At 68.7% G+C, this 14,135-nt stretch carries 13 protein-coding genes; 10 read left to right on the forward strand and 3 right to left on the reverse strand.

Annotated elements, in window-relative coordinates:
* Positions 1-126: 126 nt before the first annotated feature.
* Complete coding sequence (locus tag G4G93_RS36535; protein WP_312891580.1) at positions 127-255, forward strand: hypothetical protein; 129 nt, start codon at positions 127-129, stop codon at positions 253-255.
* Positions 245-526 carry a helix-turn-helix domain-containing protein gene (locus tag G4G93_RS00225; RefSeq protein WP_165080081.1) on the forward strand — a complete coding sequence of 94 codons (282 nt, stop codon included), beginning with the start codon at positions 245-247 and terminating at the stop codon, positions 524-526. Before G4G93_RS36535 ends, G4G93_RS00225 begins: the two co-directional genes overlap by 11 nt.
* 137 nt (positions 527-663) lie before the next feature.
* Here the strand turns inward: G4G93_RS00225 and G4G93_RS00230 are convergent, their stop codons facing one another.
* The gene (locus G4G93_RS00230; protein ID WP_165080083.1) at positions 664-1,590 is read right to left on the reverse strand and encodes a dihydrodipicolinate synthase family protein; all 927 of its coding nucleotides are present in this window, start codon (positions 1,588-1,590) and stop codon (positions 664-666) included.
* A 208-nt stretch (positions 1,591-1,798) separates the two neighbouring features.
* Here G4G93_RS00230 and G4G93_RS00235 point away from each other — a divergent pair, with 208 nt between their 5' ends.
* From G4G93_RS00235 to G4G93_RS00250, 4 genes are all read left to right on the forward strand, one after another.
* Positions 1,799-2,650, forward strand: coding sequence for a D-amino-acid transaminase (locus G4G93_RS00235; RefSeq protein WP_165080085.1), 852 nt, complete (start codon positions 1,799-1,801; stop codon positions 2,648-2,650).
* 84 nt (positions 2,651-2,734) lie between these two features.
* Positions 2,735-3,097: a hypothetical protein gene (locus G4G93_RS00240; RefSeq protein WP_165080088.1), complete on the forward strand. Its 363-nt coding sequence runs from the start codon at positions 2,735-2,737 to the stop codon at positions 3,095-3,097.
* Between the two features lie 151 nt (positions 3,098-3,248).
* Positions 3,249-4,541, forward strand: coding sequence for an adenylosuccinate synthase (locus G4G93_RS00245; RefSeq protein ID WP_165080090.1), 1,293 nt, complete (start codon positions 3,249-3,251; stop codon positions 4,539-4,541).
* Positions 4,542-4,613: 72 nt separating this feature from the next.
* Positions 4,614-5,987, forward strand: a complete 1,374-nt coding sequence (locus tag G4G93_RS00250) for a histidine kinase (protein WP_165080092.1) — start codon at positions 4,614-4,616, stop codon at positions 5,985-5,987.
* A 49-nt stretch (positions 5,988-6,036) separates the two neighbouring features.
* Here the strand turns inward: G4G93_RS00250 and G4G93_RS00255 are convergent, their stop codons facing one another.
* Positions 6,037-7,725, reverse strand: a complete 1,689-nt coding sequence (locus tag G4G93_RS00255; protein WP_165080094.1) for a methyl-accepting chemotaxis protein — start codon at positions 7,723-7,725, stop codon at positions 6,037-6,039.
* A gap of 712 nt (positions 7,726-8,437) precedes the next feature.
* On the opposite strand from G4G93_RS00255, the gene G4G93_RS00260 reads away from it, so the two are divergent.
* From G4G93_RS00260 to G4G93_RS00275, 4 genes are all read left to right on the forward strand, one after another.
* A complete protein-coding gene (locus G4G93_RS00260; RefSeq protein WP_165080096.1) occupies positions 8,438-9,049 on the forward strand; it encodes a hypothetical protein in 612 nt (203 codons plus the stop codon).
* 445 nt (positions 9,050-9,494) lie between these two features.
* Positions 9,495-9,785, forward strand: coding sequence for a hypothetical protein (locus tag G4G93_RS00265; RefSeq protein WP_165080098.1), 291 nt, complete (start codon positions 9,495-9,497; stop codon positions 9,783-9,785).
* A gap of 26 nt (positions 9,786-9,811) precedes the next feature.
* A complete protein-coding gene (locus tag G4G93_RS00270; RefSeq protein WP_165080100.1) occupies positions 9,812-11,911 on the forward strand; it encodes a S8 family serine peptidase in 2,100 nt (699 codons plus the stop codon).
* A gap of 311 nt (positions 11,912-12,222) precedes the next feature.
* Positions 12,223-13,155, forward strand: coding sequence for an AEC family transporter (locus G4G93_RS00275; RefSeq protein ID WP_165080102.1), 933 nt, complete (start codon positions 12,223-12,225; stop codon positions 13,153-13,155).
* A gap of 29 nt (positions 13,156-13,184) precedes the next feature.
* Here the strand turns inward: G4G93_RS00275 and rpoH are convergent, their stop codons facing one another.
* A complete protein-coding gene (gene rpoH, locus G4G93_RS00280) occupies positions 13,185-14,075 on the reverse strand; it encodes an RNA polymerase sigma factor RpoH (RefSeq protein ID WP_165080104.1) in 891 nt (296 codons plus the stop codon).
* Positions 14,076-14,135 lie beyond the last annotated feature (60 nt).

The following is a 14,135-nucleotide window of genomic DNA, read 5'->3' on the forward strand; positions in this document are numbered from 1 at the left end:
CGATTCCCTTCCTCGGCGACAGCCGCAGTGTCCTGCAGCATTTTCCGGATGCGGCGCGTTACCAGGCCGGGGTCGAGCTGCGAGCCGTACAGAAGGGAGATGTCAGGAGCTTTCAGGATCATCTACTTGGCGACGTTGCCGGACCGCGTGCCGGGGCTGCATGCCTTCCAGAAGAAGTCTCATCAGACGGCTCGCACCGATATCGAACTGGCGGCCAAGCACTTCGGGGATTGGCAGGCACGAGATGACACTTGAGACCTTCGCGAACGTCTTCGACGCGCTGGCCGACGTCCCGGCCGAGGCGGCGAACATGACCGCGCGCGCGGACCTTCTGCTCCGGATCCGCGCGCTAATCCGGGGCTGGGACCTGCCGCAGGAGCAGGCGGCGGCCCGCCTGGGCCTGACCCGCCCGCGGCTCAACGACCTGATGCGCGGCAAGCTCGACCAGTTCTCGCTCGACGCGCTGGTCAACATCGCGACCGCTGCAGGCTTCGTCCTGCGCATCCATCTGGAAGACGCCGCCTGAACGGGAGCGGGTTGACGGACCTCAAATACCTAGAGGTCGAACGAAAACCCTCCGCGTCATCCAGGGGCCGCGAAAGTGGAGCCCGGGACGACGCGGAGGGTCTGATTTTCTCGATCAGAACGGACGAAAGGCCGGCGTCACACCCGCGCCCGCGGATCGTGCCGGCCTAACCGCTCCAGCAGGAAATCCACCTCGGCCTTCGCCGTCGCCGACAATCCGGCCCCCGGCTTGCGCTGGGCATCCGAGGCCAGGATGCCGCGGCGCATCAAGACGTATTTGCGCACCGCGAGGCCGAGGCCCGGCTGCTGCTCGTAGCGCAGCAGCGGCAGGTGGGCGTCGAAGATGTCGTGGGCGCGCTCGCGCTCGCCGGCCGCCGAGAGGCGCACCACGTCCACCAGCATCTCCGGGAAGGCGTAGCCGGTATTGGCGCCGTCGGCCCCGCGCTCGCACTCGAAGTCGAGGAACAGGCCGCCATTGCCGCACAGGATCGAGAGCGGCCGCAGCGAGCCGTCGCGCTGGAAGGCCCGGAGCGCCGAGATCTTCTCCAGCCCCGGCCAGTCCTCGTGCTTGAGCATCACGCAGTTCGGGTTGTCGGTAACGATGCGGCGGATCACGCCCGGCGTCATCACCACGCTCAAGGTGAGCGGATAATCCTGGATCACGAACGGCACGTCGGGCCCGATCACCTCGGCGGCCTGGGCGTAGTAGCCGACGATCTGGTCGTCGGTGCGCAAGGACGGCGGAGGTGCGATCATCACGGCGGCCGCGCCCGCATCCATCACCGCGCGGGTGAGCGAGCCCATGGCGGCGAAGCCCGGGGCCGAGACGCCGATGACGACCGGGAGCTTGGTGCGCCGGATCACCCGCGAGGCCAGGGCCACGGCCTCCGCCCCGTCGAGCTTGGGCGCCTCGCCCATGATGCCGAGCACGGTGAGGCCGGTGGCACCGATCTCGCCGTAGAAATCGGTCATCCTGTCGACCGAGGCCTCGTCGATGCGGCCGTCCGGGTGGAACGGCGTCGGGGCGATGGGGAAGACGCCCTTCGCGTCGGGGGTGAGCCGCATGTCGTGTCCTCTCGTGTCGACCGGACGATAGGTCGTGGTCGCCGGCCTGCGCAACCGCCGCGGGCGCGGCCCGCATGCCTGATCCATGCAAGGCGGGGCGGCCGGAATCGCGCTTGCGGCCGGGCGCCGGCTGGTGCTTCAACGCCCCCTTGCAAGGACGACCGGTTCTTGCACGGCCGCGCCGAGGCCCCGCGAGAGGAAGACCCGCATGTCCCGCATCGTCTACGTCAACGGCCGCTTCGTGCCCTTCGAGGAGGCGACGATCCCGATCATGGACCGCGGGTTCCTGTTCGCCGACGGGATCTACGAGGTGAGCGCGGTGCTGAACGGGCGCCTCGTCGACAACGAGGCCCATCTCGCCCGCCTCGACCGGTCCTTGGCCGAGATCGGCATCCGCAATCCCCACACCATCGCCGAGTGGACGCGGCTCGAGGAGGAGCTGGTCACCCGCAACGCCCTTCGGGAAGGCCTCGTCTACATGGAGGTGACCCGCGGCGTCGCAGAACGCGACTTCGCCTTCCCGCCGGAGGGCACGCCGCCGACGGTGGTGATGTTCACCCAGGCCAAGAACGTTTCGGCGAACCCGCTGGCCGAGCGCGGCGCCAAGGTCATCTCCGTCGAGGACCTGCGCTGGAAGCGCCGGGACATCAAGTCGGTGGCGCTGCTGGCCCAGGTGCTGGCCAAGCAGCAGGCGGCGGCGGCCGGCGTCGCGGAAGCCTGGATGCACGAGGACGGCCTCGTCACCGAGGGCGGCTCCTCGACCGCCTTCATCATCACCGAGGATGGCCGCATCGTCACCCGCCCGCTCTCCACGGCGCTCCTTCCCGGCATCACCCGCCGGGCGGTGATGCGGCTCGCCGAGGAGAACGGCCTGACCGTGGAGGAGCGCGCCTTCTCGATCGAGGAGGCGCTTCAGGCCTCCGAGGCGTTCTTCACCTCGGCCTCCGCCTTCGTGATGCCGGTGGTCGAAATCGACGGAAAGCGGGTCGGCGGCGGCCAGCCCGGGCCGATGACGCGGCGGCTGCGGGAGCTGTACCTCGATATGGCGAAGGCGGGTTGAAGAAGCTCCGACATCAAGCGGAGCCGGAACCCACGGGTGCCGGCCCGGTTTCCCTGAGGAGACTCCATCCTCAGGAGAAACCCCATGACCAAGCTGATGCGTGGCGGACTGGCGGTGCTGGCGATCGTCGCCGGCACGACCGCCGCCCTCGCCCAGTCGCCCGAGGTGCCCCTGCAGGGGCGCGACCGCGATCCGAACCTGCCGCCCCTGAACCAGACCATCCCCGAGAAGGTGCGGCCGGGCGACGCGACCTCGAATGCCGACAAGACCGATACCACCGGCTCGACGCTCAGCGACAAGCTCCAGCGCTCGGACGGCGTGATCAAGCCGCCGGCCACCGGCACCCCGGACATGGCGGTGAAGCCGCCGGATCCGACCCCGAACTCGACCCCGGTGATCAAGCCGGGCGAGCTGCCGGGCCAGGGCCCGAATACCGAGGCCAAATAGGCGGCGCAGGGCGGTTGTTCCGGCCGTCGCTTGATTTCCCGGCCGGGATCGCCGAAGAGCGCACACGCGTGACACCATCCGCAGCCGATCAGCCCCGCGCCTTCCTGCGCCGGGGCTTTTCGCGCGGCGGGCAGGGACGGGTATTTGTGATATGACGAACGTCGTCGTCGTGGGCGCCCAGTGGGGCGACGAGGGCAAGGGCAAGATCGTCGACTGGCTCTCCGAGCAGGCCGACGTCGTGGTGCGCTTCCAGGGCGGGCACAATGCCGGCCACACCCTCGTGATCGACGGCGTGACCTACAAGCTGTCGCTGCTGCCCTCGGGCGTGGTGCGCGGCGGCACGCTCTCGGTCATCGGCAACGGTGTGGTGGTCGATCCCTGGCACCTCATCGAGGAGATCGCCAAGATCGGCCAGCAGGGCGTGGCGATCACGCCGGAGAACCTGCGCATCGCCGACAACGCGACGCTGATCCTGCCGCTGCACCGCGAGCTCGACCATTTCCGCGAGACCTCGAACGCGGTCCTGAAGATCGGCACCACCAAGCGCGGCATCGGTCCGGCCTACGAGGACAAGGTCGGCCGCCGGGCGATCCGCGTCGTCGATCTCGCCGATGCCGAGATGCTCGACGCCAAGATCTCGCGGCTGCTCGCCCACCACAACGCCCTACGCCGGGGCCTCGGCATCGACGAGATCGACGGCGCGGCGCTGAAGGCCGAGCTTCTCGCCATCGCGCCCAAGATCCTGCCCTATGCCGACACGGTGTGGTCGCTCCTCGACGATGCCCGCCGCTCCGGCAAGCGCATCCTGTTCGAGGGCGCGCAGGGCGCGCTCCTCGACGTCGATCACGGCACCTACCCCTACGTGACGTCCTCGAACATCGTGGCGGCGCAGGCCGCGACCGGGTCGGGCCTCGGTCCGGGGGCGATCGGCTACGTGCTCGGCATCGTCAAGGCCTACACCACCCGGGTCGGCGAGGGGCCGTTCCCGACGGAGCTCACCGACGCGATCGGCGAGCGCATCGGCGAGCGCGGCCGCGAATTCGGCGTCGTCACCGGGCGCAAGCGCCGCTGCGGCTGGTTCGACGCCGCCCTGGTGCGCCAGACCGTGCGGACCTCGGGCATCGACGGCATCGCACTGACCAAGCTCGACATCCTCGACGGGTTCGAGACGATCCAGATCTGCACCGGCTACCGCCTCGACGGCCGCGTGATCGACCACCTGCCGGCGAGCCAGGCCGACCAGGCCCGGGTCGAGCCGATCTACGAGGCCTTCGAGGGCTGGAGCGAGACCACCGCGGGCGGCCGCTCCTGGGCCGACCTGCCGGCCCAGGCGATCAAGTACGTACGCCGCATCGAGGAGCTGATCGGTGCGCCGGTGGCGCTCCTGTCGACCTCCCCCGAGCGGGACGACACCATCCTGGTCCACAACCCCTTCGAGGATTGAGCGGACTTCGTCGCGTTCCCGGCGGGCGAAGCTTGACGCCCGCCGCCCCGCACGACAAGGCATGCGGCGACCATGGCCGATTACTATCCCCTGCTCGCCCGCGCCCTCGAGGCCCTGCCCGACCGTTCGCCCGACCTGCGGCACACGGTCTACGAGCGCGCCCGCGCGGCGCTGATCGGCCAGCTCCGCTCCCTCGACCCGCCCCTGTCGGAAGCCGACATCGAGGCGGAGCGCGTCTCCCTCGACCGGGCGATCGCCCGGCTCGAGATCGAGAACGGCGGCCTGCCCGAGGCGGAGCCGGCGCCCCCCGAGCCGCCCCTCGCCCAGGACCCGCCCCGCGACCAGGATTTGCCGCCGGCATCCGCCGCGACGCCGCCCGAGCCGGCAATGCCGCCCGCCCTGCCCCGCGCGGTCGCCCCCGGCTCCGAGCCGATCCCCTCCGCCCCGCCCCCAGAGGCGCCGGCTCCGCACCATGCCGACGCCCTGCCGGAGGCCGGCCCGCCGGTCGAGCTGAAGCTGCCGCCGGTGCGGCCGCGCAACCCGGAGCCCGCTGACGAGACGGCGGGCCCGGATTCGGGCCTGTCGGCTCCGCAGCGCCCGCGCCTCGACGTGGTGGCGCCCAAGCGCGACCGCTCGCGCCTCGTGCGCAACGGCATCGTGGCGGCGGTGCTGGCCGGGGTGGTCGGCGCCATCGCGGTCACCGCCTGGTCCCTGCGCGACAACCCCGCCGCCCTGCCGACGGGCTTCGCCGAGAACGGGCCCAACCGGCCGGCGGAGAACCAGGATTCGAAATTCGCCGACCGGGTCGGCGGCGACCGGACGCCCCCGGCCCCCGCGCCCGCGCCGGCCCCCGCTGCCGCCGCACCGCAAGGCAGCGCCCCGCGCCCCTCGCCGACGCCCGACATCGCGGTGGCGCAGCGCGGCACCCTCTATGAGGAGAACGGCCCGCAGGGCTCGGCTCCGAAGGCGACGCAGGCCCGGGTGGTCTGGCGGCTCGACGCCGTTAATGCCGGCCAGGGCCAGCCGCTCCAGACCGTGGTGCGCGCCACGGTCGACGTGCCCGATGCGGGCCTGAGCCTCGCCATGGTCCTGCGCCGCAACACCGATGCGACCCTGCCGGCCTCGCACATCCTCGAACTCACCTTCACCTCGACCGATCCGAACCGCACGGTGCGCGACGTCGGCCTGATCCAGTTCAAGGACGACGAGGCCGGTCGCGGCTCGCCGGTCTCCGGCCTGCCGGTGCCGGTGCGCGACAACCTGTTCCTGATCGGCCTCTCGAACCTGAAGGCCGACATCGAGCGCAACACCGACCTGCTGCTCAAGCGCAACTGGATCGACCTGCCGATCCGCTACGCCAACGGCAACCGCGCGATCCTGACCTTCGAGAAGGGGAATGCCGGGGAGAAGGTGCTGCGCGAGGCGTTCGAGCAGTGGCAGCCGTGAGCCGCTGAAACACCGCCGTCCGGACGCGATCGTCCGGACGGCGGATCGCTCACGCCGCCCGGACCGTGGCGAGGAAGCGAACGACCTCGGCCGAGAGATGCTCGGACTGGCGCGACAGCTCGGAGGCCGAGGCCAGCACCTGGTGCGCCGCCGCGCCCGTATCCTCGGAGGCGCGCGCTACCCCGGCGATGTTGCCGGTCACCTCGGCGGCACCGCTCGCGGCCTGGGCCACGTTGCGGACGATTTCCTGGGTCGCCGCGCCCTGCTGCTCCACCGCCGAGGCGATGGACGCCGCGACGCCGTTGAACTGCTGGATCCGCCCGGTGATGGCCTCGATGGCGTCGACCGCCTGGCCGGTCACGCCCTGGACCTGGCCGATGCGCTGGCCGATCTCCTCGGTGGCCCTGGCGGTCTGGGAGGCGAGCTCCTTCACCTCGGTCGCCACCACGGCGAAGCCGCGGCCCGCGGACCCGGCCCGGGCCGCCTCGATCGTGGCGTTGAGCGCCAGCAGGTTGGTCTGGCCGGCGATGGTCGAGATCATCCCGACCATCGCGCCGATCTGCTCGGCGGCCTGGGAGAGTTCCTGCACCAGCCGCGAGGTCTGGTCGGCCTCGGTGACGGCGGCCCGGGCCAGGCCGGCCGAGCCGGCAACCTGCCGGCCGATCTCCTGCACGGCGGCCCCCAGTTCCTCGGCGGCGGCGGCCACCGTGCCGACATTGGCGGCCGCGTCCTCCGCCGCCGCCGCGACCGTGGTCGATTGCGATGCCGTCTCGGACGCCGTCGCGGTCAGTTGCGCGGCCGTCGCCTGAAGCTCGGTGGCCGAGGAAGAGACGATGCCGACGATGCCGCCGACCGCCCGCTCGAACCCGTCGGCCAGCTCGATCATCGTGCGCCTGCGCTCGCCCGCGGCCGCCTCGTCGGCGATGCGCCGGATCTCGGCCTCTTCGGCGGCTTTCCGGGCCACCATGGCCTTGATGCCCTCGACGGCGCGGCCGACGGTGCCGATCTCGTCGCCGCGCCGCGCCTCCTTGATCTGCGCGTCGATGTCGCCGTCGGCCATGCGCTGCAGCACCGAGACCAGGCGGCCGAGCGGGCGCGTGATGCCAAGAACCGCGAGGAGGACCGCCACGACCAGCCCGGCCAGCATGCCCGCGGCGCTGAAGCCGATCAGGCTGTACCGGGTGGCATTGGTCTGGCCGGTCAGGTCGTCGGAACCCTTCTCCATGTAGCCGCGGATGTCCTCGGCCAGCCGCGAGCCCTCGTCGACCATGGCCGTGAAGGTCGGATCGATGCTTCGGTGCACGAGGTCGATGGCTTCGGCGTTATGGTTGCCGGATCCGAGGCGGCGGACCTCGGACACGTCCCGGACGAAGCGATCGACGAGGGCGGTCTGCGCGTCGATCCGGGCCGTGAAGGCGGGAGCCTCGGTGCGCAGATCGGCGAGCACCGCCTTCATGTTCGGCAAGGCGGCCTCGAACCCCGCATCGGCGGCCTGCATCCGATCGCCGTCCGTCTCGGCGATGATACGATAGACCCAGTAGTTGAGTTCGAAGATGACGCGGTTGGCGCGCCGGGCCGACGCGACGGCGCGAGCCTCCCGAACGATGAAGAGACTGTAGTCATCATCGATATTCGTCATTTTCGCTTGTGCGTACCAGACACATCCGCCGATCACTAAGCCGATCAGCGCAACAATACTCGCGATTTTATAGGATATTTTCATATCGGATACACGCATGATATCCTCCGCCCCAACAATCAATCAAATATTATAAATTTTCATTAAATATGAATTAACGATAAATTGGAAAGTGTCCATGTCATGCGAACGGCCAAAGGTTGCCTTTGGTCAAGTGTCGACATTTTGGCTCATAATGACTCATCGAAGCTCGATCAGACCTGCATGGTCGAATTCCGCTCAAGCTCTCGGCTCCGCTTCGTTCATGCGGCCGAACGGATGATCGCGTCGGCAAAGGCCGCTGAAAGGTCATCGCATCCCTGCATGATGGATCATCGGGCAGCGCCGACCCTCACGCGAGCGAGGCTGCGGCGCGATGCTCGGACGCGCTCCGAAGACCCCACTCCGGTCCCCCGCCGGCCCGCGACCTTCGTGGACCATGGCGCGTCGCCAGCCTCTCATGCATCGCTTACTGCTCAGGTGTTTGGATTTGCGTCAATAAATATTGTTAAAAATGCCGTCTTGCTGCCTATCTGCAAATAAAAATGAAAATATGCTTGCAAATTTATAGGCATCGTGCTTTACTGATTATGCCTAACGGCGATAGTAGAGCAAGTATCAGAGAAAGACGCCACTGTCGATTTTCAATCGGCGGAACCGCAGTCGTTTACATATACGATAATAAATCGACATAGATAAATTAAAAAATATGCGCCTTACTTTGATATCTTGTTGCGCAAAAGCATAACGATACAATCAGGGGAGATTTCAGATGCAAGCTCAATCGACATACGGCAACGGCGCCCAACCCCAGTTTGGAGCCCAGTTCGACATCGGGCAGATTCTCGGTGACGTCCTCAGGACCACCGTGCCGCTCATCCTCAGCAGCCTCCAGGCCCAGCCGCAGCTCGGGGCCCAGAGCACGATGGGGGCTCAGAGCACGATGAGCAGCCCATCTCCGCTCAGCGCCCAACCCCAGCTGGGAGCCCAGTTCGACTTCGGGCGGATCCTCGGCGACGTTCTCAAGACCACCGTGCCGCTCATCCTCAGCAGCCTCCAGGCCCAGCCGCAGCTCGGGGCCCAGAGCACGATGAGCAGCCCATCTCCGCTCAGCGCCCAACCCCAGCTGGGAGCCCAGTTCGACTTCGGGCGGATCCTCGGCGACGTTCTCAAGACCACCGTGCCGCTCATCCTCAGCAGCCTCCAGGCCCAGCCGCAGCTCGGGGCCCAGAGCACGATGAGCAGCCCATCTCCGCTCAGTGCCCAGCCCCAGCTGGGAGCCCAGTTCGACTTCGGGCGGATCCTCGGCGACGTCCTCAAGACCACCGTGCCGCTCATCCTCAGCAGCCTCCAGGCCCAGCCGAGCCTGTACGCGGCGCGATGATGCCGGGCGCTGCAGCCCGCGATCGGGTGATCGCGGGCTGCAGTCGGTTCAGACAGGGCGAGGCCGGCCCGGTGCAGCGTCGCGAGGGCGCGCCCGAGACCTGACGACGTCGAAAGACCGTGTCCGACCGGATCCACGGCCAGATGGGTCTGGAACGCGGCAGGATCACGCTGCCATCGGCCATTGCTCTCGGCCTTCGATCGTGGCGCGCCGCCTCCGGCGGAACCGATATCCGCTCCACCGGGGGCGCTCCGGCGGCTCGTACGAAGCACGCAGCCGAGACCGTGCAAGGTTCAACCCTGCGAGCCGCAACCTTGCATTTCGCACTCGTGCGGCCCCCTCCTGTCCGGCCCGAGCATTCCGTGATGCGAAGCGCTGAGCACCGTCTCGGGCGTCGCATACCAAGGCCTGCCGAGGGAAATGACCGACAGGAGAAACGACCATCATGTCACCGGCAGATCATCAGAAAGAATTCCTGATCCACGTCAAGAACGAGGCGGGAAGCAGCCCCAACATCGACAATGTCCTCTCGGACATCAAGAACGACCCTCAGATCGAGATCATAGACGACAGTCTTCTCTCGGAAGCGTCGGCGCAGGTCGATCTCTTCAAGATTTCAGCAACTCCAGACGCAGCGCAGCAACTTCAACAAAAATTCCAGGATCAGATCGACGTCATCCCGAACGACCCGCTTCCACGCAATATCCTTCCAAATCCAACCCTACCGCCTGAATAAACGATATTTCCAAACGGGAGGAGTCCATGCAAGACGACCGCAAGACGCGAGACCGGCTTTCCGGGGATCGCGCCGAGGATCGCGCGGCCGACGCCTCGCAACAGGCAGGGGCCGCCCCCCAACGCAAGCGGGCCGAGGCCGAGGCGAAGCCGGCAGCAAGCCTTGATGACCCTAAAGGCGAGGCCAAGGTCGATCCCAAGCCCGTCGAGCGGGACATCGCAGGTCTCCCCGGCGCAGGAGCGTCCACGCCGGCCGTCTCCGCCGGCAAGGCCCCCGTCGCCGAGTCCCCGACCGCGGAGCCCCAGGCCTCCGAGCCTCAGGCCTCAAAGCCCCTGATCGCGTCGCGGCACGACGAGTACCTGATCATCCAGGCGGCGAGTCCGCTCGGGCTCCCGGCCCTGTCCCCGCTGGTCGCTCTGGCGGCGTCGAATTTCAACGTCTTTGGAAACACCTCGAACGACCTGACGAACCGCCTGTCGGCCCTCGCCAACCTGCAACTGTCCGCGATGGCCGACCAGCTCGGCGACGACGTCCAGATCCTCGACAAGATCATCCCGACCGGCCTCTCCGCGATGGCGAACGCGTATGCGCCGCCGGTGCCGTCCGTGATCGTCGCCCGCATGCCGGACGAGAAGGCCCAGCAATTGCAAGACAGTTACGTGGGGCAACTCGTCGTCGCCAGGAACGCGCCGCTCCTGCCGGCCGACGCCTCGCCGTTCGTGGGGGCGATGTCGGTCGACCCGTCCGTCCTCCGGTCGGCCGGTGCGCGCTTCACGTTCACGATCGAGATCTCCGGCGACCAGGGGCCCCTGGCCAATGCCGAGGTGACCGTCTTCGGGACGTTCCAGACCACGCAGGCCGTGACCGACGACCATGGTCGGGCCTCGTTCGCCTTGAGCAGCGAGACCCAGGGCAGCATCAAGGGCATCCTGGCCCAGCCGGCCTCCGATTACTGGAACTTGCTGATCAGGGATCCTCAGCTCATCCCGGACGGCGTGAACGCCATGCGGGTTCGATCCCTCCTCTCGACCCTTCCCGGGCTCGCCACCTCCGACATGTTCGGCTGGGGGCAGACGCTCATGGGCCTCGACAAGATCGATGCGAGCTTCCGGGGCCAGGGCGTCAAGGTCGCGATCGTCGATTCGGGCGCCGACAACACGCATCCCGACCTGCGCACGATCAGCAGGGGCTACGATTTCCCGCAAAACGATCAGACGGGCTGGACCCGGGACTCGATCGGCCACGGGTCGCATTGCGCCGGGATCATCTGCGGCATCAGCAACAACGGGACCGGCATCCGCGGCTTCGCTCCCGACGCCGAGGTGCATGCCCTCAGGATCCTGCCCGAGGGCCGACCGGACGACCTGATCAAGGCGATCCAGTACTGTATCGACAAGCGCATCGACGTCGCCAATTTCAGCCTCGGCGGCATCGGCGGCGACCCCGACACGGTTCAGAAGCTCAGGACGTTGATCGACCCGTATCTCGCGAAGGCGAAGTCGGTGGGCGTGGCCTGCATCGTCGCGGCCGGCAACAGCGCGAGCCCGGTGATGTATCCGGCAAGCTCACCCCACGTGCTCGCGGTGTCGGCACTCGGAAAGCTCGGCGAGTTCCCGCCGGACAGCTATCACGCGTCGCTGCCGATCGCACGTCAGCCGGACGGATTGTTCTTTCCGCGCTTCAGCTGCTTCGGCCCGGAGGTCGGCCTCGCGGCCCCCGGCGTGGCGGTGGTCTCGTCCGTGCCGGGCGGAGGCTTCGTCGCCTGGGACGGAACGTCGATGGCCGCCCCCCACGTGACCGGGCTCGCCGCCCTGGTCCTCGCGCACAATTCGGATTTCCAAACCACCTTCAGCGTGCGCAACGCCGCCCGGGTCGACCACCTGTTCAAGATCCTCCAGCAGACGGCCCAACCGCTGAATTTGGGTGATCCGCAGCGGACCGGCGCCGGGCTGCCGACCGCGCCGGCCGCCCTGAAGCCGATGGTGACCGTGAACGGGGCGGCGGGCTCGGCCTTCCCGAACACGGTCATGCCGGGCGCCGCACCCACGGGCGGGCTGACGGCGGATCAGATCGCCGCCATCACGCGCGCCGTCAAGGCCGCGCTTCAGAATGCGATGCCGCATTGACCTGGCGGAGCCGGCGGGCGCGCCGGCTCCGGCCCTTGAGAGCGGCCCGTCGATCTCGCCTCATCGGAAATCCGACCGATTCTTCGCAAGGCGGATTTCGCCTTCGCTCGGGCGCCGCGCGGGCTCGTGACACCAAGGCCGGACGTCATGTCCGGGAGGCGGCATCAGTCGGCCCACACATGGCCGCCCTCCGCCGGGCCGGCTGGGACGGGGCGTCCGTGCACGCTACGCTCGCGGCGATTCGGCCGGGGCGAGGGCTTCGGCGGGCCGTCCATCCCACCCGAAGGCAGCTCCGCGTTGACACCCGCTCCATGACCAGCGCCGTCCTGCTGGCCCTCCTCCCCATCGTCCTCCTCACCGCCCTCGGCTTCGCCTTGCGCCGCCGTCGCTTCCTCGCCGAGCCGTTCTGGCCGCAGGCCGAGCGGCTGGGCTATTTCGTGCTGCTGCCGAGCCTGTTCTTCCACAGCCTCGCCACCGCGCATGTCGAGGCGGTACCGGTCGGCGCGCTGGCCCTGACCCTGATCCTCTCGACCCTCGCCGTCGCGAGCCTCGTCGTCGCGATCCGGCCGCTGGTCCGGGTCGACGGGCCGGCCTTCACCTCGGTGTTCCAGGGCAGCGTGCGGTTCAACAACTATGTCGGCGTCACGCTGGCCGCCGGGCTGTTCGGCGCGAAGGGCATCGCGCTCGCGGCGATCTGCAACGCGGCGATCGTGCCCACGGTCAACATCCTGTGCGTGCTGGTCTTCGCCCGTCACGGTGCGGCGCGGCTGACGCCCCGCGGGATCGCCCGGCAGCTCGCCACCAACCCGCTGATCGTGTCGTCGTTGGCCGGGATGGCGGTCCAGCTCCTCGGCTGGGGCCTGCCCCCGGGGCTGGAGCCGGCCCTGCGCACCCTCGGCGCCGCCTCGCTGCCGATCGGCCTGCTCTGCGTCGGCGCGGCCCTGGAATTCGCCGGCGCCCGGGCTTGGCTGCGCCCGGTCGCGTCGGCCTCGCTGATGAAGTTCGGGGCGATGCCGGCGGCGACCCTGCTGGTCGCGTCGCTCCTCGGGCTGCACGGGCCGGCGCTCACCACGGCCCTGCTGTTCCAGGTGCTGCCCACGGCCTCCTCGGCCTACATCCTGGCGCGCCAGCTCGGTGGCGACGCGGCCCTGATGGCCGGCATCACCGCGGTGCAGACCGTGCTCGCCCTGGTGGCGATGCCCCTGGTGCTGATCGGCCTGTCGGCCTTCGTGCCGATGGGATGAGGCCGATCGTCATCATCGGGTACCGGCCCTCAGGCCGGCACCCCCGCCCGCGGCGCCTCGCGGGTGGCGAGGTTGCGCTTGACCGCGTCCTGCACCTTCTCGAAGGCCCGCACCTCGATCTGCCGCACCCGCTCGCGGGAGACGCCGAACTCGCTGGAGAGATCCTCCAGCGTGATCGGGTCGTCGGCCAGCCGACGGGCCTCGAAGATCCGGCGCTCGCGCGGGTTGAGCACGCCGAGCGCGTCCTTGAGGGCGGCGAGGCGGTTCTGCCCCTCCTGCTCGCGGGCGAGCACGGTCTCCTGGGTCGGGCTGTCGTCGACGAGCCAGTCCTGCCACTCGCCCTCGCCCTCCTCGCGCAGCGGGGCGTTGAGCGACGCGTCGCCGCCGAGGCGGCGGTTCATGTCGATCACGTCCTGCTCGGGGACCCCGAGGCGGGTGGCGATCTGCTTGACCTGATCGGGGCGCAGGTCGCCCTCGTCGAGGGCGGAGATGCGGCCCTTGGCCTTGCGCAGGTTGAAGAACAGCTTCTTCTGGTTCGCGGTCGTACCCATCTTCACGAGCGACCACGAGCGCAGGATGTATTCTTGAATCGCCGCCTTGATCCACCACATCGCGTAGGTGGCGAGGCGGAAGCCCTTGTCGGGATCGAAGCGCTTGACGGCCTGCATCAGGCCGACATTGCCCTCGGACACCACCTCGCCGATCGGCAGGCCGTAGCCGCGATAGCCCATGGCGATCTTGGCCACGAGCCGCAGGTGGGAGGTCACGAGCTTATGGGCGGCGTCGCGGTCGCCGTGTTCACGCCAGCTCTTGGCCAGCATGTATTCCTCTGTCGGCTCCAGCATCGGGAACCGGCGGATCTCGTCGAGGTAGCGCGACAGGCCCCCTTCGTTGGCGAGCACGGGAAGTGCAGCAGCCATTCCAACCTCCTGAAAGCTCCCCGGAAGACTGGGCGAGCGCGAACGACCTCCCGTTGGCCG

The sequence above is a fragment of the Methylobacterium sp. DB0501 genome, from assembly GCF_011043735.1.
In the GTDB taxonomy this organism is placed as follows: Bacteria; Pseudomonadota; Alphaproteobacteria; order Rhizobiales; family Beijerinckiaceae; genus Methylobacterium; species Methylobacterium alsaeris.

Coding starts and splice junctions, on each gene's coding strand:
- G4G93_RS00240 (WP_165080088.1), top strand. CDS start 2,735: ATGACCAAGCTGATGCGTGGCGGACTGGCGGTGCTGGCGATCGTCGCC.
- G4G93_RS00270 (WP_165080100.1), top strand. CDS start 9,812: ATGCAAGACGACCGCAAGACGCGAGACCGGCTTTCCGGGGATCGCGCC.
- G4G93_RS00265 (WP_165080098.1), top strand. CDS start 9,495: ATGTCACCGGCAGATCATCAGAAAGAATTCCTGATCCACGTCAAGAAC.
- G4G93_RS00275 (WP_165080102.1), top strand. CDS start 12,223: ATGACCAGCGCCGTCCTGCTGGCCCTCCTCCCCATCGTCCTCCTCACC.
- G4G93_RS00250 (WP_165080092.1), top strand. CDS start 4,614: ATGGCCGATTACTATCCCCTGCTCGCCCGCGCCCTCGAGGCCCTGCCC.
- G4G93_RS00260 (WP_165080096.1), top strand. CDS start 8,438: ATGCAAGCTCAATCGACATACGGCAACGGCGCCCAACCCCAGTTTGGA.
- G4G93_RS00235 (WP_165080085.1), top strand. CDS start 1,799: ATGTCCCGCATCGTCTACGTCAACGGCCGCTTCGTGCCCTTCGAGGAG.
- rpoH (WP_165080104.1), bottom strand. CDS start 14,075: ATGGCTGCTGCACTTCCCGTGCTCGCCAACGAAGGGGGCCTGTCGCGC.
- G4G93_RS00255 (WP_165080094.1), bottom strand. CDS start 7,725: ATGCGTGTATCCGATATGAAAATATCCTATAAAATCGCGAGTATTGTT.
- G4G93_RS00225 (WP_165080081.1), top strand. CDS start 245: ATGACACTTGAGACCTTCGCGAACGTCTTCGACGCGCTGGCCGACGTC.
- G4G93_RS00230 (WP_165080083.1), bottom strand. CDS start 1,590: ATGCGGCTCACCCCCGACGCGAAGGGCGTCTTCCCCATCGCCCCGACG.
- G4G93_RS00245 (WP_165080090.1), top strand. CDS start 3,249: ATGACGAACGTCGTCGTCGTGGGCGCCCAGTGGGGCGACGAGGGCAAG.